Source organism: Pantoea sp. Ae19-2 (genome assembly GCF_059801205.1).
This window is the reverse complement of record NZ_JBCHWE010000001.1, coordinates 3,004,953-3,030,274: the sequence shown is the minus strand read 5'-3', so window position 1 is coordinate 3,030,274 and position 25,322 is coordinate 3,004,953. Positions and strand designations below refer to the sequence as shown.

Below are 25,322 nucleotides of genomic sequence, written 5' to 3'. Positions count from 1 at the left end.
AATTAGGGTGTAGGTAAAATCAGCGGCTAATCATAGCCTGTTGTGAATCATTTGAGAATGCTGTTGTCTATGCATCCGTTATCAGGGCGTTATCGTGAGGTATCAAAGCGATATTCCACTGCTTCACGGCGTCAGACAGCAGTTTCTCCTGCGTTTTGTCCATCCAGCCTTCGGCGACAGGCTGCCCCAGAAAGCGTAAAGCCTGCACCAGGCTCGGCCGCGTATCCCCTTCCGGTAACGCGGGCGCATGATTTTGCTTAGAAAGTTTGTGACCATCGGCCGTCGTTGCCAGCGGCAAATGCAAATAGTCCGGCAGCGTCCAGCCAAATTGCTGGTAAAGGGCAATCTGCCGTACCGTAGGCTCAATTAAGTCTGCACCGCGCACAATTTCCGTGATGCCCTGATGATGATCGTCCACGACGACAGCCAGATTGTAAGCAAACAGCCCATCACGACGATGAATGATAAAATCTTCCTCAGCCAGCCGCCGATCGGCAATGATCTCGCCTCTGAGCCGATCCTGAAAACCATAAACAGGCGCATGCTGGCGCAGGCGCAGGGCCGCACCTTCGGGGCCGCGTTGACGATCCCGACAGTGACCATCATAAAAGCCACCGGCTTGCTGAATGCGGCTTCGGGTACAGGTGCAGAAATAACTTTGACGGTGCGCTCTTAACCAGTGCAGTGCATCGAGATAAGCGTTGTGTCTCTGGGATTGCCACATCACCTCGCCATCCCAGTACAGGCCGTAATGCTCCAGCTGTTGCAGAATACGCGTTGCGGCACCGGCGACTTCGCGCGGCGGATCGATATCTTCAATACGAACCAGCCAGCGGCCGTGCTGTGAACGTGCGCTCAGGTAACTGCCTAACGCAGCAATCAGGGAGCCGAAATGGAGTTCGCCAGAGGGAGATGGCGCGAAGCGCCCAACGCAGGATGAGTATGACATAGGCGTTATGAATCACACGGCGGAAAAAGTGGGACTTCTTCCGCCGTGTGGCTGCAGTCAGACGGCAACATTAACCCGCCATTTGCTTCTCACGAATTTCTGCCAGTGTCTTACAGTCGATACACAGATCGGCGGTAGGACGCGCTTCAAGACGGCGGATACCGATCTCTACGCCACAGGAATCGCAATAGCCAAAGTCATCATCTTCGACTTTCTTCAGCGTTTTCTCGATCTTTTTAATTAACTTACGCTCGCGGTCGCGGTTACGCAGTTCCAGGCTGAACTCTTCTTCCTGAGCGGCACGGTCAACCGGGTCAGGGAAGTTAGCAGCTTCATCCTGCATATGTGTAACGGTGCGATCGACTTCGTCCCGCAATTGATTGCGCCAGGCTTCCAGAATCTTGCGAAAATGGTCCAGTTGCGCGTCATTCATATACTCTTCGCCCGGCTTCTCCTGATAAGGCTCCACCCCAGCGATGGCGAGAATACTCAGGGACGATGTTTTACGGTTTTGCCCTTCTTGCATGTTGTTTCTCTCCTGGATAACACGCACTATACCCTTCGATAGCCATCGGTAAGCGCATTCACGCTGACCGTGTTTATGGCCCTCTCCTGGGTACATCGATCCCCCAACGGGGAAAAAACAGGCCGCTATAAATAACAGAAGCAGTCAAGGTTGGCAATTATTCCTGATCGCATCTTGACAAGCCTGTGAGGAACAGCGTAGTTGACCCCTGACAGAAGGTAGTCATATCACAGAAGGATGCCAGTGATATTACAATGTTACGTCAACCGGCGTCGTTAATAACATCCCGGCGGATGACAGTTCTGCCCGATAAGCCAAAATCTCCACGCCACTCAGCTGCGCCTGTACCAGTTGCTCTGCGTAAGCGGCATCAATGTGACGCGCCGGGGAAACGTCCTCAATCCCCGAGTGCAGAACGGCAAACAACAAAACGGCCCGATGACCCTCTGCCACAGCCTGACTCAGCTCGCGCAGGTGTTTCTGTCCTCGAATCGTCACCGCATCCGGAAAATAGCCTTTACCTTCCTGTAAAAGCGTCACGGATTTCACCTCAATATAGCACTCAGGTCGATCCTGTGCCTTGAGCAGGAAATCAATTCGGCTTTTTTCAGTGCCATATTTGACTTCGGCCTGACATTCCTCGTAGCCCGCCAGTGGTAAAATCTGGTTTTTGCTTAGCGCCTCACGTACCAGTTGGTTAGCGCGCAGGGTATTCACGCAGATCCAGTGGCCCTGCTGCGTCTCGGTCATCTCCCAGCTATGCGGATATTTGCGCGTCAGGCTGTCAGAGGTTGAATACCAAACGGTGTCGCCCGGGGTTGCACAGCCGGTCATTGCGCCGGTATTGGCGCAATGTATTGTCAGCGTCTCGCCTTCAGGCGTCACGACATCGGCCAGAAAACGTTTATAGCGGGTAACCAGTCGCGCAGATTTGAGAACGGGGGAAAAAAGCATAAGGCTCCTGATTAAGGCAGTAAGGGCCAACTGGCCAGCGTGCGGTAGCGGGTCCGGCCTTGCACGTACTCGGAGGCGAAAAGGGAAAATTCGCTGGCTGAAAATTGCCAGTGAAAGCCGCGAGGGGGCAGGGCGACGGGCTGCGTCGCCGCACGCAGCAGCGTCACGTGGGGATGAAAGGGCTGGGCCGGTTGCCCGCAGCCGTGGCGCGCGGCCTGGGCGCGCAGCAGGCTTGCTAACTGTAACAAGCCGCGCGGCGGACGCTGGCAACCCAGCCACACCACGCCGGGACGAGGCCAGTGGCCCGCATCGTCTAATGCGACGTCAAACGCGGGCTGGCGGATACGCGACGCCAGCGTCTGCAACTGGGTTGAGGTTTCAGGGGAGACATCCCCCAGAAAAGCCAGCGTCAGGTGGAGGTTGGCGGCTGCAATCGGGCGGCCAGCATCCTCACTAAACGTGTGTGCCCGCCAGTGCACCAGTTGCTGTTGCAGCGCCTCTGGCGGGGTAATAGCAAAAAATAAGCGTTGTGACGCCATGGCGGTCTCCGGCAATCCTCACGGATGAGTGCTACAATGCGCGCCATCTTAACACAGCCATTCATGGAGTTTGCGGTGAGTGATCTACCCGTCAGCGCGGTGTTGCCTGACCTTCTGAGCGCGCTTAACGACGCCTCAAACATCCTGCTGGCCGCGCCCACTGGCGCAGGTAAATCCACCTGGTTGCCGCTTCAGCTTTTACAGCATCAGGCGATAGCGGGACGCATCATTATGCTGGAGCCGCGTCGGCTTGCCGCACGTAATGTGGCGCAACGGCTGGCAGAACAGTTGGGTGAACAACCCGGCGCGACCGTAGGCTACCGTATGCGTGGCGAAAGCTGCGCAGGGCCGATGACCCGGCTTGAAGTGGTGACCGAAGGCATTCTGACCCGAATGCTGCAGCAGGATCCCATGCTGGACGGCGTATCATTGGTTATCCTGGATGAGTTTCATGAGCGCAGCCTCCAGGCCGATCTGGCGCTGGCGCTGCTGCTGGACGTGCAGCAGGGGTTGCGTGAAGATTTGAAAATACTGCTGATGTCGGCGACGCTCGATAACGCCAGGCTGTCAGCCTTGTTACCGAATGCTCCTCTCATTACCTCGGAAGGGCGGAGCTACCCGGTTGAACGCCGCTACACGGCGCTGAGCCAGACTCTGCGGTTTGAAGAGGCGGTGGCGCGCGAAGTCGCGCAGTTGCTGCGAGAGGAAACGGGCTCACTGCTGTTGTTTCTGCCTGGCGTTGCGGAAATCGAGCGGGTAAAGCGAGAGCTGGAAGCGCGCGTTGACGCTGATGTGGATCTGACTCCGCTGTATGGCGCACTTCCCCTTGCGGCCCAGCAACGGGCCATCCTGCCTGCCGCCAGCGGACGCCGCAAAGTGGTGCTGGCGACCAACATCGCCGAAACCAGCCTGACAATTGAAGGCATTCGCCTGGTGGTGGACAGCGCGCAGGAACGAAGCGCGCTGTTTGATGCCCGCAGCGGTGTGACGCGGCTGCAGACCCAGCGCGTCAGTCAGGCCTCCATGACGCAGCGCGCCGGACGAGCCGGACGTGTCATGCCCGGTATTTGCCTGCATCTGGTAGCGCAGGAACAGGCCTCACGCGCGCCTGCGCAGAGCGAAGCGGAAATTTTGCACAGCGATCTCACCTCGCTGTGGCTGGAGCTGCTGCAGTGGGGATGTACCCGTATCGATCAGCTACAGTGGATCGATCTGCCGCCGGAAAAGCATTTGCGCGCGGCCCGGCAGCAGCTGTTGCGGCTGGGGGCGCTGGACGATCAGGGCCATCTTAATGCCCAGGGACGACGAATGGCGCAGTTGGGCAGCGACGCCCGTCTTAGCGCGATGTTATGTGCGGCAGGCGGTGACGCTGATGCCGTTGCCAGCGCGGCCTTGCTGGTGGCCATTCTGGAAGATCCTCCTCGCAGCGCCAGCGTCGATTTACGTGACGCGCTTTATCGTCCATCGCCTCAGTGGCAACGCCGCGCACAGCACTGGCAAAAACGCATCGGCGTCCTGGGTGGCCGGGTGGACGAAGACCGGTTTGCCGCGCTGCTGACCGCTGGATTCAGCGATCGCCTGGCACGACGTCGCGATAACAGCGGCCGGTATCAGCTCGCTAACGGACTGGGCGCGATGCTGGACGAACAACAGGCACTGACGCGTTACGAATGGTTAATCGCGCCCACATTGTTACAGGGCAGCAGCGCGCCGGACGCGCGCATCCTGCTGGCCATGCCCGTCGATATTGATACCTTGACGCAACAGTGTCCGCTGCTCGTTGAACAGCGTACCGAGGTGGAATGGGATGAGGAGAAAGGCACACTGCGCACGTTGCGGCGTGAGCAGATTGGCGAACTGGTCCTGAAAACCCAACCGCTTGCCCGGCCCGATACAGAAGTACTGCAGGCGGCCATGCTACGGTGGATCAGTAAAAAAGGACTCTCGGTGTTGGGCTGGACGCCGGCGTCCGGGCAGTTGCGCCTGCGCATTCAGTGTGCGGCCCAATGGTTACCCGATGAGCCGTGGCCTCAGGTTGATGACGCCAGCCTGCTTGAGTCGCTCGAACACTGGCTTCTGCCTGAGATGAGCGGAGTGCGCGACCTGAAGAGTTTACAGTCCGTGAACCTTGTCAGCGCGCTCTTACATTTGCTCACATGGTCACAACGTCAGCGGCTGGATACTGTGCTGCCAACTCATTACACTGTGCCCACCGGAAGTCGGCTGCCCATCCGCTATGATGCGGATAAACCGCCTGCACTGGCGGTACGCATCCAGGAAATGTTTGGCGAAGCCAGCAATCCGACCGTGGCAGAAGGGCGGGTTCCACTGGTACTGGAGCTGTTATCGCCCGCCCAGCGCCCTTTACAGATCACCCGCGATCTTGCGGCCTTCTGGCGGGGTGCCTATGCGGACGTGCAAAAAGAGATGAAAGGGCGTTATCCCAAACATCCCTGGCCTGACGATCCTGCCTCTGCCTTGCCGACAAGGCGGACAAAAAAGAATACGTCACAGGGCGGAACCTCAGGTTAATTCAGAGGGTTCTGCCATGCGACAGTGAAGAAAGCAGTTAGAGTAGCGGCGCAGCCGTAAGCTATGCCTGGAGAATAAAACGCATGTCTGGGAACGATCGCGAACCTATTGGGCGCAAAGGAAAACCGCTGCCACCGCGCAGTAGCGCCCGCCGTGGGCGGCGCAGAGACATCGATGACGATGCTCAGGACGATTTTGATGATGACTACGAGGAGGAAGCGCCGGTGCCACGTAAAGGTAAAGGTGGAAAACCGCCGCGCGGCAAACGCCGTTGGCTGGGATGGTTAATTAAGCTGTTCCTGGTATTTGTGGTGGTAATGGCCGCGTGGGGCGTATACCTCGACTCGGAAATTCGCAGCCGTATAGACGGGAAAGTCTGGCAGCTGCCCGCCGCCGTATACGGTCGTATGGTCAGCCTTGAACCTGGCATGGCCTACAACAAAAGTGAAATGATCGCGCTGCTTGAAGGCACGCAATACCGTGAAGTTTCACGTATTACGCGCCCGGGTGAGTTCTCGGTCAAGGGCAACACCATTGAACTGTTGCGCCGTCCGTTTGATTTTCCGGACAGCAAAGAGGGGCAGATCCATGCCCGTATGACCTTTAGCAAAGATGAACTCAGCGAGATTAAAAACGTTGAAACCGGACGTGATTTTGGTTTCTTCCGTCTTGATCCACGTCTGATTACCATGCTGCAGTCACCCAACGGTGAACAACGCCTGTTTGTGCCCCGTGCGGGCTTCCCGGATCTGCTGGTTGATACGCTGATCGCCACCGAAGATCGCCATTTTTACGAGCATGACGGTATCAGCCCCTATTCTATCGGTCGTGCCTTCGTCGCGAATATTACGGCAGGTAAAGCGGTGCAGGGCGGCAGTACGCTGACTCAGCAGCTGGTAAAAAACCTGTTCCTGACCAACGAGCGTTCACTGTGGCGTAAAGCGCGTGAAGCCTATATGGCCGTGATCATGGACGCCCGTTACAGTAAAGATCGCATTCTGGAGCTTTACCTTAACGAGGTGTACCTCGGCCAGGCAGGTAACGATCAGATTCGTGGTTTCCCCCTGGCCAGCCTTTACTACTTTGGCCGACCAGTAGATGAACTGAGCCTCGATCAGCAGGCAATGCTGGTTGGCATGGTAAAAGGCGCTTCGCTCTATAATCCATGGCGTAACCCGAAGCTGGCGCTGGAACGACGCAATCTGGTTCTGCGCTTACTGCAGCAGCAGAAAGTCATCGACCAGGAACTGTATGACATGCTGTCAGCCCGTCCGTTAGGCGTGCAACCGAAAGGCGGTGTGATCACGCCTCAGCCTGCCTTTATGCAAATGGTGCGTAATGAGCTGCAGGCGAAGCTGGGCGACAAGGTCAAAGATCTGTCGGGTGTGAAAATTTTCACCACGTTAGATCCGGTCTCACAGGATGCCGCTGAAAAAGCGGTGATCGACGGTATTCCCACCCTGAAAAAGCAGCGCGGTTTGAAAGATCTGGAAACCGCAATGGTGGTCGTTGACCGCTTCACGGGTGAAGTTCGCGCGATGGTCGGCGGCGCCGATCCGCAGTTTGCAGGCTATAACCGTGCGTTACAGGCTCGCCGTTCAATTGGTTCTCTGGCGAAACCCGCGACGTATCTTACTGCACTGAGCCAGCCGAATACGTACCGGCTGAATACCTGGATCGCCGACGAACCTATTGCGCTGAAACAGCCCAACGGCAGCGTCTGGAAACCCATGAATGACGACCGCCGCTTCAGTGGCAAAGTTATGCTGGTGGACGCGTTAACCAACTCTATGAACGTGCCAACGGTGAACCTGGGCATGACGCTAGGGCTCAATGCAGTGGTGGATACCTGGACCAAACTGGGCGTGCCAAAAGATCAGCTCAACCCGGTGCCGGCTATGCTGCTGGGCGCACTCAACCTGACGCCGGTTGAAGTTGCCCAGGCGTTCCAGTCGATTGCCAGCGGAGGGAATCGTGCCGATCTGTCTGCAGTGCGCTCCGTCATTGCGGAAGACGGAACCGTACTGTACCAGAGCTTCCCACAGGCCCAGCGGGTTGAACCGGCGCAGGCGGCCTATTTAACGCTCTACACGATGCAGCAGGTTGCCGATCACGGTACAGCGCGCGCCCTGGGCGCGCGTTTCCCGAATGCGCATCTGGCAGGTAAAACAGGCACCACAAACGACCTGGTCGACAGCTGGTTTGCGGGCATCGACGGTAAAGAAGTGGCGATAACCTGGGTAGGGCGTGATAACAACCAGCCGACCAAACTGTACGGTGCCAGCGGCGCCATGCAGATCTATCGTCGCTATCTTGATAACCAGGCTCCCATGCCGTTGCAGCTGACGCCGCCTGAAGATGTCACGATGATGAATATTGATTCGGCAGGCAACTTTGTTTGTGGCTCGGGCAGCAGCACCTGGCGTTCGCTACCGGTTTGGGCGCTGGATCCCAACGCGCTGTGTCAACAGCAGCAGCAGCAGGTTCAGCAGCAGCAAATGCAGCAGCAACAACAACAACAACAGCAGCAACAATTGCAACAGCAGCAACAACAGGAACAGAAAGACAGTGATGGCGTTGCGGGCTGGATAAAAGATATGTTTGGTAAATAACCGGCTAAAAGCGGTTAAAAAAAGGCACTCCGGTGCCTTTTTTTGTGCCTGCTGATGATGAAGGAATCGAGCGACAAACAGCGCCACTGAAGGGAATTCCGCTTGCAGAAAATGTTGGATCTCGCATATTATCGAAACGTTATAATAATCATTATCGTTTCGATTCGCTTATTCATCCCCATTTGAGAGACACCTTCATGACTGCGCGCACCACCACTTTTGGTTTCCCACAAAGGTTATTTACCCGTCGCCCTCTGGCACTGATGATTGCGCTGCTTTCCGGCGGCGCAAGTTCGCTGGCCTTCGCCGAACAAACGGTGGTGGTTTCGGCCAACGGTGGTGCCGCTGTCGGGCAGGAAAATCCGTGGGGACCGGCGGCCACCGTTGCTGCGAAACGCAGCGCTACCGGTACCAAAACGGATACGCCGATTGAAAAGAACCCGCAGTCGGTTTCCGTGGTCACGCGTGAAGAGATGGAGATGCGCAACGTCAGCAGCGTCAAGCAGGCGTTTAACTATACGCCAGGCGTACTCACCGGCAACCGCGGCAGCTCTTCGGTCATTGACGCGCTGTCGATTCGCGGCTTTAGCGAAACCAACACCAATCAGTATCTTGATGGGCTGAAGCTGCAGGGTGACAACTACTCTGAATTCGCTATCGATCCCTATTTTCTGGAGCGGGCTGAACTGCTGCGCGGTCCGGTTTCCGTGCTGTACGGTAAAAGCAATCCCGGCGGTGTTGTCGCTTTAGTCAGCAAGCGTCCCACTCAGGAAACGCTGCGCGAAGTCCAGTTCCAGATGGGCAACCATAATCTTTACTCCACCGGTTTCGACTTTGGCGGTGCCATAGACGATGCGGGCGTATACAGCTATCGCCTGACAGGCCAGGCCAGCAGCCAGGATGCCCAACAGGCGAACAATAAACAAAAGCGTTACACTATCGCCCCTTCATTCAGCTGGCGTCCGGATGAAAATACCCGTTTAGATCTGCTGACCTATTTCCAGAACGAGCCGGACACCGGCTACTACGGCTGGCTGCCGCGTGAAGGGACCGTTGTGCCGATCACCCGGCCTGATGGCAGCCAGTACAAACTGCCGACCAACTTTGATGAGGGCGAGAAGAGCAACCGCATCTCACGCAACACCAAAATGCTGGGCTACAGCTTTGAGCACCGTTTTGATGATACCTGGACGGTGCGTCAGAATCTGCGCTATGCCGAGTTAACCACGGATTACCGCAGTATTTACGGCTTTGGTTATAATCCGGACACGCAGCTGATTACGCGCAATTCAGCACTTTCCAAAGAGAAGCTGAACCAGTTTGCTGTGGACAATCAGGTACAGGCTAAATTTGCCACCGGTGAACTCGCTCATACCTTATTGCTTGGCGTTGATTTCCAGCGTACCCGTAATGATATTGACGCACAGTTCGGTACGGCAACAGCGTTAAATCCGTTTAACCCGCAATATGGCAATGATACGACTTCGCCCTATGCTGAACCCTACAAGCACTTAAATAAACAGCGCCAGACAGGTTTGTATGCGCAGGATCAGATGGAGTGGGATCGCTGGGTTCTGACGTTAGGTGGCCGATATGATTACGCCATGACGTCAGTATACAACCGCTATAACGGTAATCTCGATCGTCAAAACGATCAGGCCTTTACCTGGCGCGGCGGTCTGAACTACGTATTCGATAACGGTATCGCACCTTACTTCAGCTACAGCGAAGCCTTCCTTCCTAATGCGGGCTCGACGTATGAGGGGAACGCGTTCGATCCTTCTCGGGCTAAGCAGTATGAAGCCGGTGTGAAATATGTACCGAAAGATCGGCCAATCGTCATGACAGCCGCGGTATATGAACTGACTAAGACCAAAAATCTGACGGCAGATCCCAACCCATTGCATCCGTTTGCCAGCATCCAGAGCGGCGAAATCCGTTCTCGCGGTGTGGAACTGGAAGCCAAAGCGGCGCTAAACGCCAACGTAAACCTGACGGCCTCTTATACCTATACCGATGCCGAGTATACGGAAGATACCCAGCTCCAGGGCAAAACCCCGGTACAGGTGCCCAAACACATGGCGTCACTGTGGAGTGACTATACCTTCCACGAAACCGCGCTGTCAGGCGTCACGGTCGGAGCGGGCGTCCGTTACGTGGGCGAAAGTCAGGGGCTGTATAGCACAGGTCCTGATGTCAACCAGAACTTTAGCGTGGCGGGTTATACCACTGTCGATGCTGCACTGAAATATGATTTAGGACGTTTTGGTTTGCCTGGCTCAACGGTAGGCGTTAACGTTAACAACCTGTTTAACCGCGACTACGTTGCCAGTTGTTACCGTGAGTATGCGTGCTACTGGGGCGCTGAACGGCAGATTACAGGTACCGCCACGTTCCGGTTCTGATAGATGAGGGCGCTCCGGCGCCCGTTTACAGGGATTACCATGCAGCTTCCGCAGCATCAACAAACGACCTTCCAACTGGAGAATGCCAGCTTTCGTGTACCCGGTCGCACGCTTCTCCAGCCGCTGTCTCTCTCTTTTACACCAGGCAAAGTGACCGCACTGATAGGTCATAACGGTTCAGGCAAATCCACGCTGTTAAAAATGTTGGGACGGCATCACGCGGCCAGCGAAGGCCGGGTGCTCCTTAACGGTCGGCCTGTAGAGAGCTTAAAAAGCAAAGTGTTTGCCCGGGAGGTCGCCTATTTACCGCAGCAGTTACCGGCTGCCGAAGGCATGACGGTGCGTGAGCTGGTGGCCATCGGGCGTTATCCCTGGCATGGGGCGCTGGGACGTTTCAGTCAGGAGGACCGGGCACGCGTTGAGCAGGCGATTTCGCTCGTCGGATTAACGCCTTTTGCCTCTCGTCTGGTAGACAGCTTATCGGGTGGGGAACGGCAACGGGCCTGGCTGGCGATGATGGTGGCGCAAAACAGCCGCTGTCTGCTGCTGGATGAACCCACTTCCGCACTGGACATTGCCCACCAGGTGGACGTGCTGGCCCTGATTCAGACGCTGAGCCGGGAGCATGGCTTAACCGTCATTACCGTATTGCATGACATCAACATGGCGGCCCGTTACTGCGACCATCTGGTGGCATTACGTGGCGGCGGGCTTATCGCGCAAGGCGGCCCGGAGCACATCATGCAGGCGGACGTTTTGCAGGATATCTATGGTATTCCAATGGGGATCTTTCCCCATCCTGGCGGCGGCGCGCCGGTGAGCTTTGTGTGTTAAGGACAGGATAATGCCCGATTTATTCCGCCGTCGCCTGATGATGGCGATGGCGTTATCGCCACTGATGAGCCCCTTTTCACTCCAGGCGGCGCAGCCCGATCCCGCTCGCATCATCGCGCTGGAGTGGTTACCCACCGAACTGCTGCTGGCGTTAGGCGTTAAGCCCTTTGGGGTCGCCGATGTGCATAATTATAATATCTGGGTCGGGCAGCCAGCCTTGCCTGCCGGCGTGGTGGATGTTGGGCTGCGTACCGAGCCTAACCTTGAACTGATGACCCAGATGCATCCCTCCCTGATTCTCTGTTCAAACGGCTATGGACCGCCTAAAGAGAAACTCCAGCGTATTGCGCCCATTATGGGGTTTGACCTGCACGGCGGCGACGGTAAACCCTTGTCGCGCGCGCGTGTCTCGCTGCGCGCGCTCGGGGCCAGGCTGGGGCGGGAAGCTCAGGCTGAAGCGCATCTGCAATACGTGGATGCGGAAATCGCCGCAGCCCGTCAGCGTCTGGCTCCCTATGCCGGACGCGCTATCTTGCTGATGTCACTGCTTGACAGCCGCCATGCCATCACCTTCGGTAAGAACAGCTTATTCCTTGAAGTCATGGAACGGCTTGGCCTGAAGAATGCCTGGCAGGGAGAAACCAATTTCTGGGGAAGTTCAGTGATTGGCCTGGAAAGGCTGGCGGCGTTTCACGATGTCGAAGCCATCTGCTTCGACCACGACAATGCGGCCGTTATGCAGCAGCTGTCGCGCAGCCCGCTGTGGCAGGCAATGCCTTTTGTCCAAAGCGGTCATTTTCAACGCGTACCGGCGGTCTGGTACTACGGGGCAACATTGTCGGCCCTGCATTTTATACGCGTGCTGGAACATGCGCTGGAGAAGGTCTGATGCGGCATCGTTATTTTCCTGTCACCGTGCTGAGCGTCCTGTTTCTGCTCGCGCTGGCGCTCACCGCGATAAACCTTCAGCAGGCCCTGCCTCCGGGGCAGTGGACTCAGGCCTTGTGGTCACCGGATACCGCTAATGTCCAGCAGATGGTGTTTCACTACAGTTTGCTGCCGCGCTGGGCGCTGGCGCTGTTGGTGGGTGCGGGTCTGGGATTAGCGGGCTTGCTGTTTCAACAGGTACTGCGAAACCCGCTAGCGGAACCGGGAACGCTAGGGGTTTCATCCGGCGCACAGTTGGGGATCACCGTCGCCACATTGTGGCACCTGCCGGGCGGAGCACTCACCCAGCAGCTTGCCGCCTCAGGTGGTGCGTTGCTGGTGGGGGCGCTGGTCTTTAGCGTGGCCTGGAGTAAACGCTTATCGCCCGTTACCCTGATTCTGGCAGGGCTGGTCCTGAGTCTCTACAGCGGGGCGGTTAATCAGATCTTCGCCATCTTCAATCACGACCAGTTGCAAAATATGTTCTTGTGGAGCACGGGCGCATTGAACCAGATGAGCTGGGACAGCGTTACCCAGCTCTGGCCGCGCCTGGTGCTGGCGCTGATACTGTCACTGGCGCTTCTGCGGCCGCTGACGCTCATGGGGTTGGACGATGGCGTGGCAAAAAACCTCGGGCTGGCCCTGTCCGTCACCCGGTTAGCGATTCTGGCGCTGGCAATACTGCTGAGCGCACAGCTGGTGAGCGTCGCCGGCATCATTGGTTTTATCGGCCTGTTTGCGCCGCTGCTGGCAAGGCTGCTCGGTGGACGCCGCTTGCTGAGCCGCATGCTGCTGGCTCCGCTGATTGGCGCATTGCTGCTGTGGCTGGCGGATGCCTGCGTCCTGTGGCTTACGACGCACTGGCGCGAGGTTTCCACCGGCACGGTGACGGCGTTACTGGGCGTGCCGATTCTGCTCTGGCTGCTCCCGCGCCTGCGGACGGGGTCCGTTCCCCCCGCACTGGATCAGGGCGACAGCGTGCCGGTTGAACGCCATCATTTTCTGCGCTGGAGCCTGACCGGTCTGGTGGTGCTAGGCATGCTGGCCTGGCTCTGTCTGGCGTTTGGACGGGACGCGCAAGGCTGGATCTGGACCCAGGGTGACATGCTCAATGCGCTGCTTCCGTGGCGCGCACCGCGTGTGCTGGCGGCCCTGGCGGTAGGCTTAATGCTGGGCGTAGCCGGTAGCCTGATCCAGCGACTCACGGGTAACCCGATGGCCAGCCCGGAAGTCTTGGGCATCAGTTCCGGCGCGGCCTGCGGTGTGGTCGTGATGTTATTCCTGGTACCCGGTAATGCGCTGGCGTTTCTGTTGCCTGCCGGTGCGCTGGGCGCAGCGGTAACCCTGGCGATCATTATGCTGGTTGCCAGCCGTGGCGGGTTTTCACCCGAACGCATGCTGTTGGCCGGGATGGCGTTAAACAGCGCTTTTGTCACCATTCTGATGTTGTTGATGGCCAGTGGCGATCCCCGGATGTCGGGTTTACTGACCTGGATCTCCGGCTCGACCTATAACGTCAGCGCCACCCAGGCGCTGCAAAGTGCAGGCTGTGCAGTCGTGCTGGTGTCGTTAGCGCCGCTGGCCAGCCGCTGGCTCACGCTGCTGCCTTTGGGAAGCGCCACGGCGCGCTCGGCCGGCATGGCGCTCACCGCCTCGCGGCTGGCGCTGCTGCTGCTGGCCGCGGCCTTAACGGCCAGTGCCACGCTGACGATTGGGCCATTGAGCTTTGTGGGGCTGATGGCACCACACATGGCGCGCATGCTGGGGTTCCGTCGCGCGTTGCCGCAGCTGTTACTGTCGGGTGTGCTTGGCGCAGGTTTAATGATGATAGCTGACTGGTGTGGGCGAATGGTGGCGTTCCCAAACCAAATTCCGGCGGGATTGATGGCCACATTTTTAGGGGCACCCTATTTTATTTGGTTATTGCGGCGCGCTCGTTAAAAAAAGACCGGCGTTTGCCGGTCTGCATTTTTTTACAGCTTAGCGAAGCAGCGACGGGCGGCATCGACAGTGTGCTGAATGTCCTCTGCGCTGTGCGCCAGCGACATAAAGCCGGCTTCAAAGGCGGACGGCGCAAAGTAAACGCCTTCTTCAAGCATCAGGTGGAAAAAGCGCTTGAAGCGTTCAACATCGCACTGCGTCACATCTTTATAGCAGGTGACGCTGTCGGCATCGGTAAAGAACAGGCCAAACATGCCGCCAACCTGATTCACCACCACCGGAATATTTTCCTGTTTTGCCGCGTCGAGCAGTCCCTGCGCTAACTGTGAGGTCAGACGATTGAGTTTGTCATGCATGCCCGGCTGGGCAATCTGGGTTAAGCAGGCATAGCCGGCAGCCATAGCGACAGGGTTACCGGACAGCGTACCCGCCTGATAAACCGGTCCGGTCGGTGCCAGTGCCTCCATGACTTCACGACGGCCGCCAAAAGCACCCACCGGCATACCGCCACCGATGATTTTGCCGAGGCAGGTGAGATCCGGTTTGACGTTGTAGTACTCTTGCGCACCACCCAGGGCAACGCGGAAACCCGTCATCACTTCATCGATAATCAGCAGTGCGCCAAACTCATCACAGAGCGCGCGCAGGCCGGGTAAGAATTCGGGTTGGGGCGGAATACAGTTCATGTTTCCGGCCACGGGCTCGACAATAATGGCGGCGATAGCCTGCGGATACTGTTCAAACGCCGCGCGCACCGAATCCAGATCGTTATATGTGCAGGTCAGCGTATGCTTGGCAAAATCGGCGGGCACGCCCGGTGAGTTAGGCTGCCCCAGCGTCAGCGCGCCGGAACCGGATTTCACCAGCAGATGGTCGGCATGACCGTGGTAGCACCCTTCAAACTTGATGATTTTATCGCGACCGGTAAAACCGCGCGCCAGACGAATCGCGCTCATGGTGGCTTCGGTGCCGGAGTTCACCATCCGCACCATTTCCATGCTGGGAACCAGTTTACAAACCAGCTGCGCCATGGTGACTTCCATCTCGGTTGGTGCCCCGAAGCTCAGGCCGCGCTGGGCAGCCTCAATCACGGCCTGACGAATGCCATCATTGTTATGTCCCAGCACCATCGGGCCCCATGACCCAACATAGTCGATGTACTTTTTACCGTCGGCGTCATAAAGATATGCACCGTCAGCATGCTCAATGAACAGCGGAACGCCACCCACACCGGTAAACGCCCGTACCGGCGAGTTCACACCGCCGGGGATCAGGCGTTGTGCTTCGGCGAACAGTTCTTCAGACTTACTCATTTTCGGCTCCAGCAGTTCATAAAATATCGGGCTATTCTACGGAAGAGGGGCTGCTGACGAAAGGCCGCTATAATCATCAAAGTGAATCCGGCACAGAGTGCGAAGCTGAAAGCTTGATTGCGCCGGGTCGCTGGCAGATAATAGCAATATTGAGGTCGTTTTCTGACCCGGACGTTTACGGAGTAACTCATGAGTGATGAAGTAGTAGCACTGCCGTTGCAGTTTACCGACGCAGCAGCCAAAAAAGTTAAGAATCTGATTGCTGACGAAGAGAACCCGGCACTGAAGCTGCGTGTGTATATCACTGGTGGTGGTTGCAGCGGCTTTCAGTATGGTTTTACATTCGACGATCAAATGAACGACGGCGACATGACCATTGAAAAGCAGGGCGTCTCGCTGGTGGTTGATCCCATGAGCCTGCAGTATCTGGTGGGCGGTTCTGTGGATTACACGGAAGGGCTGGAAGGATCGCGCTTTATCGTCACCAACCCTAACGCCAAAACCACCTGTGGCTGCGGGTCGTCATTCAGTATCTGATTATCGGGCCGCCTCAGCGGGCGGCCTCGACTACCATTCAACCGTCACCAGACGATCGTTCGTCCCGCTGCTTCCCTGTCGCTTTAACACCGTTTGTGTCACGCGCGGCTGTGCGTTTATCTGACGACCGCACTCAACCTGCGGCACAGACTGACCCATTGAACGGTTAACTTCACAACGTGAATAGATGACGAGTCTGACGTTAATAGAGCCGGTCGTCGATCCCGCGTAGGCCTGCTGCGCGATCAGAAGGCCTATGGCCAGAAGCGGTGCTTTGGTCATATTTAAATTCCTGGTGTAGTCGAATGCGCTAAGCGCTAAAACGGACATCGGGCATACTTGGCACGTGTCTCATACTTAAAATTAACGGCAGTCAGGGTGATTTCTTTAGTTGATGGTGTAACGCATGCAGAACCGACAGCATTATTTAACCGGGTGCAGGCCTTTACACAGCTGGTCGGCGGCTAACAGGATGCGCGGTCCCGGACGGCTGAGCCAGTCGTCGTTAATGGCAATCACGCTGACGTTAAGCTGCGGTCGCCAGAACTGCGCCGTGTGACTTGCCTGCTGTGCATCACCTGTTGTGACGATGACCTGGGGATGGCGCATCAGCACCTGTTCCCGGCTCACCTGGGGCCAGCTCACCGCACTGTCGGCAAAGATATTCTGCCCGCCACACAGCCTGATGATATCGTTTTGCAGCGTCGCCTTAGCCGCGGTAAACATGGGCGAAAAGCCAAACTGCAGAAAGACGGGAACGGGATGTTGTGTGTGGTAGCGCTCCCGCAAAGCCGCTTCCTGCTGGCGCAGCTCCCCGGCGGCTTGTGCGGCACGTTGCGGAGCTGGACTCCACTTTGCTAATCCTGCCAGTGCATCAATCATGCCATCCAGCGTTGCGGCATTGACCCATTCAACCTTAATACCCAACTGCTGCAGCTGGTCTACCTGACGCTGCGGATTGCCGCCGCGCCACGCCAACACCACATCGGGTTTAAGCTGCAAAATACGTTCAAGATTGATGCCCTGCCAGTTAGCGACCTGTTCAATGTTTTTTGCTTCAGGCGGATAGCTGGACCAGGCGCTGACCGCAATCGGGGTAATACCTGCGGCAAAGGCGAGCTCAGTCAGATGGGGAGCAAGGGTGATGACGCGGGGTGGGGCAGCATACAGGCTGCTGCTCAACAGCAGCAGCCAGCACAACAACAGCCGTTTAGCCACGAGCCAGACGGGCCAGCAAATTTTCAACCATCAGTGACGACTGGCTGGCCGCGACGCTCAGAAACTCGTCAAAACTCAGGTGTGATTCCTTATCGGCCACGTCGGAAATCGCTCTGACGACCACAAAAGGCACCTGGAACTGATGACAGACATGGCCGATGGCGGTCGCTTCCATTTCAACCGCAATAGCCTGTGGGAAAGTCGCCCGGATGCGCGCCAGGGGCTCAGCCCCGTTGATAAACGCATCGCCGCTCACCACCAGGCCGCGAACCGCGTTCAGGTTGAGCTGCTTAATGCAGGCTTCCGCCTCGGCAATCAGGGTGCTGTCAGCCGTAAAGGCAGCCGGACAACCTGCCATCTGGCCCGGCTCATAGCCAAACGCGGTCACATCGGCATCGTGATAGCGCACTTCTTCCGACACCACGATGTCACCTACGGCTAACGTCGGGGCTAAACCGCCTGCGGAACCGGTATTAATAACGAGATCGGGTTTACACAGCTGCAGCAACAGCGTGGTGCCAAGGGCTGCCGAGGTTTTACCAATGCCTGATTTCAGCAAGGCAACGTCAACACCATTGAGTGTGCCAGTGTAAATTTCACAGCCCGCCAGAGACAGAGTCTGACGATTTTCAATTTTGTCACGCAGCAGGGTCACTTCCTGCTCCATTGCGCCAATGATGCCTGCTTTCATTTTGCGTCTCGCTAATGTAATGAATGTAAAAATCGGGCATAGTCTATCATGGCACTGACGGGATCATTTCACGAAAAAATAAGGGGACAGGTATGGCGGCGATCAATTTCAGGAAGAAGATCAGCTTCACTCGCCCTTATAGCAACCGTAAAGATCCGCAAGGTGAATATTTTATTACCCGCCATTTTGAAAGCGATCGTGGACGCATCATTAATTCGGCGGCCATTCGCCGACTGCAACAAAAAACCCAGGTCTTTCCGCTTGAGCGCAACGCCGCCGTCCGTTCACGCCTGACGCATTCGCTTGAAGTGCAGCAAACCGGTCGATATATCAGCAAAGAGATTCTGCAAACCTTAAAAATGCAGGGTGGGCTGGCAAAATATGGACTGGACGACATGGAAGGGGCCTTTGAAAGTCTGGTCGAAATGGCGTGTCTGTTGCATGACGTCGGGAATCCTCCGTTCGGGCATTTTGGCGAAGCTGCCATTAACGACTGGTTTGAAGATAATCTGGCTGCCGAACTGGTCGATCCGCTGGTGGCTGGCGTCGAAAGCGAAGAGCAGCGCCAGTCCTTTGATCAAATGAACGCTATGATTCGTCAGGATTTATGCCATTTTGAAGGCAATGCCCAAGCGATCCGTATGGTGCACACCTTGCTGCAGCTCAACCTGAGCTACTCTCAGGTGGCCTGTATTCTTAAATATACCGCGCCGGCATGGTGGCAGGGTGAGAAACCGGCCGAATTTAGCGTATTAATGAAAAAGCCGGGCTTTTATTTGTCTGAGCGGGAATATATCAGCGATCTCCGTGCCGCGACGCATCTGACGGAGCATCATCGTTTCCCGCTGACCTATATCATGGAAGCGGCTGATGACATTTCATATTGTATTGCCGATTTGGATGACGCCGTCGAAAAAGCCATTTTCAATGTCGACAGTTTGTATGAGTTCCTCAGCAAAGCCTGGGGGCCAATAAATAACAATGATGCGTTCAGCCGTACCGTAGGTGAGGCCTGGCGCGAAGCAGGAAGTAAAAAACGCCGCAGCCGAAGCGATCAATTTTTCATGTCCCTCCGGGTTAATGTTCAGAATGTTCTGGTCACCTATGCCGTTAAACGTTTTATCGACAATCTGCCCGCTATTTTTGACGGAAACTTCAACCATGCATTATTAGAAGACGGCGGCGAAGAGGGGCGTTTATTACAAATATTTAAAACTGTAGCACGGCAGCAGGTGTTTAATCATTCCGAAGTTGAACAGCTGGAGCTGCAGGGTTATCGCGTCATAAAGGGGTTGCTTGAAATATACCAACCGTTAATGATGTTGAATTATGAAGACTTTACTACACTGATAAATGAAGATTTTTTGCGCAACCATCCGATTGAGACACGTCTTTTCCATAAACTTTCCGGAAAGCACAGAAAAGCCTATCTGCATAAAATGCGCACGCTGGTTGTTGAACACAAATATGAGCGTTTGTTATGGGAACGTTATTATCGCTTTCGTCTGATTCAGGATTACATTAGCGGCATGACCGATCTCTATGCCTGGGATGAGTACCGTCGTTTGATGGCGGTGGAATAAGCAGAGAATTGTAAAGAGCGCGAATAAATTTTTACCTTTGCCTAAAACTTTTCGAGGAACTTCGCGCTAAAACATTTATCTCAACATTCGACCACAGCAATGGTCAGTATATCCATCATTGTGAGATACCAAAATGAAAAAAACCTCGTTAATGTTAAGCGCTCTGGCGCTTAGTCTTGGCATGGCACTGACCCCTGTGAGTGCTTTCGCTGCGGAGACATCCTCTTCCGTTTCATCTTCCCCAAGCCAGCCGTTGCCAAGCCTTGCCCCCATGCTGGAGAAGGTGATGCCTTCCGTTGTGAGCATCAGCGTGGAAGGCAGTACAACGGTCAAAACGCCGCGTATGCCGCAGCAGTTCCAGCAATTTTTTGGCGATAATTCGCCTTTCTGTCAGGACGGTTCTCCGTTCATGGGCTCGCCGCTGTGCCAGGGCGCGGGCGGGAGCGGCGGCGGTGCGCCTGCAGGCCCGGATACGCAGCAGCAAAAATTCAGAGCGCTGGGTTCTGGCGTGATCATTAACGCAGAAAAAGGCTATGTGGTAACCAACAACCACGTGGTCAACGATGCGACGAAAATTCAGGTCAAACTGAGCGATGGTCGTAGCTACGACGCCAAAGTCATCGGCAAAGATCCCAGCTCGGATATAGCGCTGATTCAGCTGGAAGGCGCGAAAAATCTGACCGCAATTAAAATGGCTGACTCTGATAATTTGCGCGTTGGCGATTATACCGTAGCAATCGGTAACCCCTATGGTCTGGGCGAAACCGTAACCTCGGGCATCGTGTCGGCGTTGGGACGCAGTGGTCTGAACGTTGAGAACTATGAAAACTTTATCCAGACCGATGCCGCGATTAACCGCGGTAACTCGGGTGGCGCGCTGGTGAACCTCAACGGTGAGCTGATTGGTATTAACACCGCGATTCTGGCCCCAGACGGCGGCAACATTGGTATTGGTTTTGCCATCCCCAGCAACATGGTGAAAAACCTGACCGCACAGATGGTGGAGTATGGTCAGGTGAAACGCGGTGAGCTGGGTATCATGGGAACAGAGCTCAACTCTGAACTGGCCAAAGCGATGAAGGTCGATGCGCAGCGCGGCGCCTTTGTTAGTCAGGTCGTGCCCAATTCCGCCGCAGCGAAAGGCGGTATTAAAGCGGGTGACGTGATCGTTTCTATGAACGGCAAGCCGCTCACCAGCTTTGCCTCACTGCGCGCTGAAGTCGGCTCTTTACCGGTAGGCACGACGCTGAAGCTGGGCCTGCTGCGTGATGGCAAACCGCTGGATGTCTCCGTGCAGCTGCAGCAGAGCACCCAGGACAAAGTGCAGTCCGCTACGATTTACACTGGCATTGAAGGTGCAGATCTGAGTAATAACGCAGGCAAAGAGAAAGGCGTGCGGGTCGATAGCGTGAAAGCGGGCAGTGCGGCGGCAAGAGTGGGTCTGAAAAAAGGCGACCTGATTCTTGGCGTCAACCAGCAGCCGGTAACCAACTTAGGGGAACTACGCAAGATCCTCGATACCAAACCACCGGTACTGGCGCTGAATGTGCAACGTGGCGACACATCGCTCTACCTGCTGATGCAGTAATCACTGCTTGATGCTTATCAGGCGGACTTCGGTCCGCCTTTTTTATGGCACAGATCACAAATGTGATGCCTGCCGCATTTCTGCCAAAGCCGGCGCGGCTATGGGCGAATGCATAATGTTCTCCGCGTGTCACACGGCTATTCTGTCCTTCCTCTCATATGACTCAGGAGATAAGGATGGCTACCTGTCATCTCGACGCGCGGCTGGCGCAGGAAATTGTTGCGCGCACCATGAAAATCATTGATGGCAATGTCAACGTGATGGATGCGCGTGGGCGAATCATTGGCAGTGGTGACAGGGAGCGCATCGGGGAGTTGCATGAGGGCGCGCTGTTGGTGTTGTCGCAGGGGCGCATCGTGGATATCGACGATGCTGTGGCAAAACATCTGCACGGCGTGCGGCCAGGCATCAATCTTCCGCTACGTATTGACGGGGCGATCGTGGGCGTCATTGGCCTGACAGGTGAGCCGGGCGCACTGCGTCACTATGGCGAATTAGTCTGTATGGCGGCAGAGATGATGCTGGAGCAGGCCCGGCTATTACATATGCTGGCTCAGGACAGCCGACTGCGTGAAGAGCTGGTGCTCAACCTGATAAGAAGTGATGCGCTGACGCCACAGCTGACAGAGTGGGCACAGCGCCTGGGTATCGATCTTAATCAGCCCCGCGTGGTGGCGGTGATCGAAGTCGACAGCGGGCAGTTAGGCGTGGACAGCGCCATGTCTGAATTACAGCAGCTGCAAACCTTACTCACCACCCCCGTTCGGGATAACCTGATAGCCATTGTGTCGCTAACTGAAATGGTCGTACTGAAACCGGCATTAAACACACACGGACGTTACGACCGTCACGATCATCGCAAGCGGGTTGAGCAACTGATGCAGCGAATGAACGAAAGCGGTCATCTGCGCATGCGTATTGCGCTGGGCAACTTCTTTACCGGTCCGGGCAGCATCGCCCGCTCTTACCGCACTGCGCGCACCACCATGGCCGTTGGAAAGCAGCGCATGCCAGACGTCCGCAGCTATTTTTATCAGGATCTGATGCTGCCGGTATTACTGGACAGTTTACGCGGTGGCTGGCAGGCGAACGAACTGGCACGTCCGCTGGAAAAACTTAAAAGCATGGACAGCAACGGTTTACTGCGCCGGACCTTAAGCGCCTGGTTCAGCAATAACGTCCAGCCCGGCGCAACATCACGCGCGCTGTTTATTCATCGTAATACGCTGGAGTATCGACTGAATCGGATCGCTGAGTTAACCGGACTGAACCTTGGTCATTTTGACGATCGATTACTGCTGTATATTGCGTTACAGCTGGATGAGCAGGGCTGATGACGCTGCTTATGAAACCATGAGGACGCCCGATGCGTATATTGCCCGCCATACTTTGCCTGCTAATCGTTACGTTTACCTGCCAGGCACGGCCTGACAGCCTGATTTTTCTCTCTACTGATGCCCTGATGAATACCCGGCAGGCTTTGCAGAATCATCAGGCGAGCACACTGACGGAACAGGCCTGGCGTCAGCTGCAACATCAGGCAGAAAAGGCGCTCAGCCAGCCCGATCCCAGCGTGATGGATAAGGGGCTGATGCCGCCCAGCGGATCGCGGCATGACTATCTGAGCCTGAGCGCCTACTGGTGGCCGGACGGAAAGCAGAAAACGGGGTTGCCCTGGATTCGTCGGGATGGTGAGATTAATCCCGACACGAAAAATAACCAAACCGACGGCGTGCGGCTGGCGCGCTTTAGCGCAGATGTACAGACACTCTCGCTGGCCTGGTTCTTTTCTGGCGATGCACGCTATGCCAGCAAAGCACAATCGATGATCCGCCACTGGTTTATCGATCCTGCCAGCCGTATGAATCCAAACCTGAATTATGCCCAGGGGATTCCAGGCAGGACGCCTGGCCGTCATGATGGCGTACTGGATGGGCGCTATTTTGCGACCCGCATTGTTGATGCGCTGGTGCTGTTGCGCCAGTCACCCGGCTGGCGCGACAGCGACGAGGCGGCGTTACATCGCTGGTTCAGTGACTATCTTAGCTGGCTGCAGACCAGCCAGCTGGCGCAACAGGAGCGGGATGCCCCAAATAATCATGGCAGCTGGTACAGCGTACAGGTTGCCGGTATTGCCGCTTACCTGGGCAAAAACAGGGTGATCGCTGATATGTCGGCACTGGCCAAACGAAAAATTGATGGGCAAATACAGAAAGAGGGGACTCAGCCACTTGAGCTGGCGCGAACCCGCTCCTTTCATTACAGCGTCTTTAATTTGCAGGCGCTAACCGCTATCGCGGCGTTAGCTTCTCAGCGTGGGCTGGACGATCTCTGGCACTATCAAAACAAGCAGGGTGGCTCGCTACTGGCGGCGCTGGATTATATGGCGCCCTTTAGCGATCCATCACGCCGCTGGCCGTGGAAAACCCGCGAACGCCAAAGCGAGCGGTTAATCCCCTTACTGCTGTTGGCTGACGTCACACTTAAGTCAGAACGTTACCAATCCTGGATTGATCGTCCTGAATGGCGTACCGGCTCAGCAGAGGTGCTACGTGATGTGGTGTTACTCAGGCGATAGCCGCGCAGATTGCCAATAAAAAAGGCCAGACGCGTCAAGTGAATCACACTTAATGCGGCTGGCCTGATGTAAATCTGAAATAATTAACGGCCGCTGCGGGTCAGTTTTTCCAGATCGGATTCAATTTCGGCGATTTTATGGGAAACGACGCCTTCAAGATGACGCAGATCATCAAGGATTTTACGTTTCAGATCGACTTCCACCTGATCGCGCTGGCAGATCTGGTCCAGTTCATCGATCACATAACGCAGGTTCGGGCTGATTTCCTGCACTTCGCGATAGCCTTGTGACGCGTTATCAGCAACGACGGTCTTGCGCTGGCGAGGATATTTAAATTTCACGCTTTTGGCGAAAAATTCACCTTTATCTTTGCGGAAATAAATTTTCAAAATATCGTTATTCGCTTCCTGACGCAGGCTGTAGCGATCGATATCGTCAGGGTTACTAATGCCTAAGCTCTTAATATTGTCATACATAATTATTTTCCACCAAATGATAGGCGCGCAGAATTGTTCATGACTTAATGACTATAGACATAAATAACATGAATCAGTGCGCAACAGGATTTAACTGGCGCGAATTATGACCTGGATGAAAAGTAAACGCACCTGTTGGTTCGTGTAGAAAAACAACATTACCCGTAACAGCTGTAAACAAAAGATGACGGGCTGCCGTACAGCCCGTCCGACAGATTAGTCGATCGTACGCAGCAGTTCATTGATGCCGGTTTTCGCCAGCGTTTTCGCATCAACTTTTTTCACAATGACTGCGCAGTAAAGGCTGTAGCTGCCATCTTTAGACGGCAGGTTACCGGATACCACGACCGAGCCGGCAGGCACGCGACCGTAGTGGATTTCGCCGGTTTCGCGGTCATAAATTTTGGTGCTCTGACCGATATAAACACCCATTGAAATCACGGAGCCTTCTTCAACGATCACGCCTTCAACGATTTCAGAACGTGCGCCAATAAAGCAGTTATCTTCAATGATGGTGGGGTTGGCCTGCAGCGGCTCGAGTACGCCACCGATTCCTACACCACCGGATAAATGTACGTTTTTACCAATCTGTGCACAGGAACCGACGGTTGCCCAGGTATCAACCATTGTGCCTTCGTCCACAAAGGCGCCGATGTTCACGTAGGAAGGCATCAGAACCGTGTTGCGCGCAATAAAAGCCCCTTTGCGAACGGCAGCGGGCGGCACCACGCGGAAGCCGGCTTCTTTGAAGCGCGCATCGTCCCAGTCGGCAAACTTCATTGGCACTTTGTCGTAAAAACGGGTTTCAGCCCCTTCCATCACCTGATTGTCATTAATGCGGAAAGAGAGCAGAACGGCTTTTTTCAGCCACTGATGCGTTACCCATTCGCCGTCGATTTTTTCAGAAACGCGCAGTTCACCACTGTCCAGTTTGGCGATAACCTGATTAATCGCCTCGCGGGTTTCAGTATCCACACTGGTCGGGGTGATGTCAGCGCGACGTTCGAAGGCAGATTCAATAACACTCTGTAACTGTTGCATATTTTTTCCTGATCTGTCATTTGTGGTGCCAGCCAGTGACCGGCACGGGTAAAAAGTTGATGTTCACAAATTGAAGCG

General features: G+C 55.6%; 21 protein-coding genes. 11 read left to right on the top strand and 10 right to left on the bottom strand.

Annotation, left to right across the window (positions count from 1 at the left end):
• Positions 1 to 67: 67 nt before the first annotated feature.
• The 4 genes from gluQRS to thpR form a co-directional block, all read right to left on the bottom strand.
• Positions 68 to 949, bottom strand: coding sequence for a tRNA glutamyl-Q(34) synthetase GluQRS (gene gluQRS / locus AAIE03_RS14090; protein WP_210454185.1), 882 nt, complete (start codon positions 947 to 949; stop codon positions 68 to 70).
• Between the two features lie 70 nt (positions 950 to 1,019).
• Positions 1,020 to 1,475 (bottom strand): RNA polymerase-binding protein DksA, encoded by a 456-nt coding sequence (gene dksA / locus AAIE03_RS14085; protein ID WP_006117731.1) that lies wholly within the window; start codon positions 1,473 to 1,475, stop codon positions 1,020 to 1,022.
• A 249-nt stretch (positions 1,476 to 1,724) separates the two neighbouring features.
• The gene (gene sfsA / locus AAIE03_RS14080; protein ID WP_014592945.1) at positions 1,725 to 2,429 is read right to left on the bottom strand and encodes a DNA/RNA nuclease SfsA; all 705 of its coding nucleotides are present in this window, start codon (positions 2,427 to 2,429) and stop codon (positions 1,725 to 1,727) included.
• A gap of 11 nt (positions 2,430 to 2,440) precedes the next feature.
• A complete protein-coding gene (gene thpR / locus AAIE03_RS14075; RefSeq protein ID WP_015700935.1) occupies positions 2,441 to 2,968 on the bottom strand; it encodes an RNA 2',3'-cyclic phosphodiesterase in 528 nt (175 codons plus the stop codon).
• A 36-nt stretch (positions 2,969 to 3,004) separates the two neighbouring features.
• Between thpR and hrpB the strand changes: the two genes are divergently transcribed.
• The 6 genes from hrpB to fhuB all read left to right on the top strand — a co-directional run bounded on the left by hrpB (position 3,005) and on the right by fhuB (position 14,219).
• Positions 3,005 to 5,500, top strand: coding sequence for an ATP-dependent helicase HrpB (gene hrpB, locus AAIE03_RS14070; RefSeq protein ID WP_498563049.1), 2,496 nt, complete (start codon positions 3,005 to 3,007; stop codon positions 5,498 to 5,500).
• Between the two features lie 83 nt (positions 5,501 to 5,583).
• Entirely contained in the window at positions 5,584 to 8,112 is a 2,529-nt protein-coding gene (gene mrcB / locus AAIE03_RS14065) for a bifunctional glycosyl transferase/transpeptidase (RefSeq protein ID WP_498563048.1), read from the top strand.
• A gap of 197 nt (positions 8,113 to 8,309) precedes the next feature.
• Positions 8,310 to 10,517: a ferrichrome porin FhuA gene (fhuA, locus tag AAIE03_RS14060; protein WP_026021066.1), complete on the top strand. Its 2,208-nt coding sequence runs from the start codon at positions 8,310 to 8,312 to the stop codon at positions 10,515 to 10,517.
• A gap of 39 nt (positions 10,518 to 10,556) precedes the next feature.
• Positions 10,557 to 11,351, top strand: a complete 795-nt coding sequence (gene fhuC, locus AAIE03_RS14055) for a Fe3+-hydroxamate ABC transporter ATP-binding protein FhuC (RefSeq protein ID WP_014606558.1) — start codon at positions 10,557 to 10,559, stop codon at positions 11,349 to 11,351.
• Positions 11,352 to 11,361: 10 nt separating this feature from the next.
• Positions 11,362 to 12,240 carry a Fe(3+)-hydroxamate ABC transporter substrate-binding protein FhuD gene (fhuD, locus tag AAIE03_RS14050; RefSeq protein ID WP_014592950.1) on the top strand — a complete coding sequence of 293 codons (879 nt, stop codon included), beginning with the start codon at positions 11,362 to 11,364 and terminating at the stop codon, positions 12,238 to 12,240.
• Entirely contained in the window at positions 12,240 to 14,219 is a 1,980-nt protein-coding gene (gene fhuB / locus AAIE03_RS14045; RefSeq protein ID WP_014606557.1) for a Fe(3+)-hydroxamate ABC transporter permease FhuB, read from the top strand. The genes fhuD and fhuB overlap by 1 nt, the downstream gene beginning before the upstream one ends.
• Before the next feature lie 32 nt (positions 14,220 to 14,251).
• On the opposite strand, the gene hemL is transcribed toward fhuB, so the two are convergent.
• Positions 14,252 to 15,532 carry a glutamate-1-semialdehyde 2,1-aminomutase gene (hemL, locus tag AAIE03_RS14040; protein ID WP_210454182.1) on the bottom strand — a complete coding sequence of 427 codons (1,281 nt, stop codon included), beginning with the start codon at positions 15,530 to 15,532 and terminating at the stop codon, positions 14,252 to 14,254.
• A gap of 189 nt (positions 15,533 to 15,721) precedes the next feature.
• On the opposite strand from hemL, the gene erpA reads away from it, so the two are divergent.
• On the top strand, positions 15,722 to 16,069 hold the full coding sequence (erpA, locus tag AAIE03_RS14035) for an iron-sulfur cluster insertion protein ErpA (protein ID WP_013024674.1): 348 nt from the start codon (positions 15,722 to 15,724) through the stop codon (positions 16,067 to 16,069).
• A gap of 30 nt (positions 16,070 to 16,099) precedes the next feature.
• Here the strand turns inward: erpA and AAIE03_RS14030 are convergent, their stop codons facing one another.
• The 3 genes from AAIE03_RS14030 to mtnN all read right to left on the bottom strand — a co-directional run bounded on the left by AAIE03_RS14030 (position 16,100) and on the right by mtnN (position 17,978).
• Entirely contained in the window at positions 16,100 to 16,351 is a 252-nt protein-coding gene (locus AAIE03_RS14030) for a hypothetical protein (protein WP_014606555.1), read from the bottom strand.
• A gap of 141 nt (positions 16,352 to 16,492) precedes the next feature.
• A complete protein-coding gene (gene btuF / locus AAIE03_RS14025; RefSeq protein WP_041930706.1) occupies positions 16,493 to 17,287 on the bottom strand; it encodes a vitamin B12 ABC transporter substrate-binding protein BtuF in 795 nt (264 codons plus the stop codon).
• Complete coding sequence (gene mtnN / locus AAIE03_RS14020; protein ID WP_013024677.1) at positions 17,280 to 17,978, bottom strand: 5'-methylthioadenosine/S-adenosylhomocysteine nucleosidase; 699 nt, start codon at positions 17,976 to 17,978, stop codon at positions 17,280 to 17,282. Before mtnN ends, btuF begins: the two co-directional genes overlap by 8 nt.
• A 92-nt stretch (positions 17,979 to 18,070) precedes the next feature.
• Between mtnN and dgt the strand changes: the two genes are divergently transcribed.
• The 4 genes from dgt to AAIE03_RS14000 all read left to right on the top strand — a co-directional run bounded on the left by dgt (position 18,071) and on the right by AAIE03_RS14000 (position 23,727).
• Complete coding sequence (dgt, locus tag AAIE03_RS14015) at positions 18,071 to 19,561, top strand: dGTPase (protein ID WP_019106443.1); 1,491 nt, start codon at positions 18,071 to 18,073, stop codon at positions 19,559 to 19,561.
• Positions 19,562 to 19,694: 133 nt separating this feature from the next.
• The gene (degP, locus tag AAIE03_RS14010; RefSeq protein WP_013024679.1) at positions 19,695 to 21,149 is read left to right on the top strand and encodes a serine endoprotease DegP; all 1,455 of its coding nucleotides are present in this window, start codon (positions 19,695 to 19,697) and stop codon (positions 21,147 to 21,149) included.
• Positions 21,150 to 21,325: 176 nt separating this feature from the next.
• On the top strand, positions 21,326 to 22,483 hold the full coding sequence (locus tag AAIE03_RS14005) for a CdaR family transcriptional regulator (protein ID WP_014606551.1): 1,158 nt from the start codon (positions 21,326 to 21,328) through the stop codon (positions 22,481 to 22,483).
• A gap of 32 nt (positions 22,484 to 22,515) precedes the next feature.
• Entirely contained in the window at positions 22,516 to 23,727 is a 1,212-nt protein-coding gene (locus tag AAIE03_RS14000; RefSeq protein WP_019106444.1) for an alginate lyase family protein, read from the top strand.
• Between the two features lie 83 nt (positions 23,728 to 23,810).
• Here the strand turns inward: AAIE03_RS14000 and AAIE03_RS13995 are convergent, their stop codons facing one another.
• Both AAIE03_RS13995 and dapD read right to left on the bottom strand, forming a co-directional pair.
• Positions 23,811 to 24,203 (bottom strand): DUF3461 family protein, encoded by a 393-nt coding sequence (locus AAIE03_RS13995; protein ID WP_006117754.1) that lies wholly within the window; start codon positions 24,201 to 24,203, stop codon positions 23,811 to 23,813.
• Between the two features lie 216 nt (positions 24,204 to 24,419).
• On the bottom strand, positions 24,420 to 25,244 hold the full coding sequence (gene dapD, locus AAIE03_RS13990) for a 2,3,4,5-tetrahydropyridine-2,6-dicarboxylate N-succinyltransferase (RefSeq protein WP_014592957.1): 825 nt from the start codon (positions 25,242 to 25,244) through the stop codon (positions 24,420 to 24,422).
• Positions 25,245 to 25,322 lie beyond the last annotated feature (78 nt).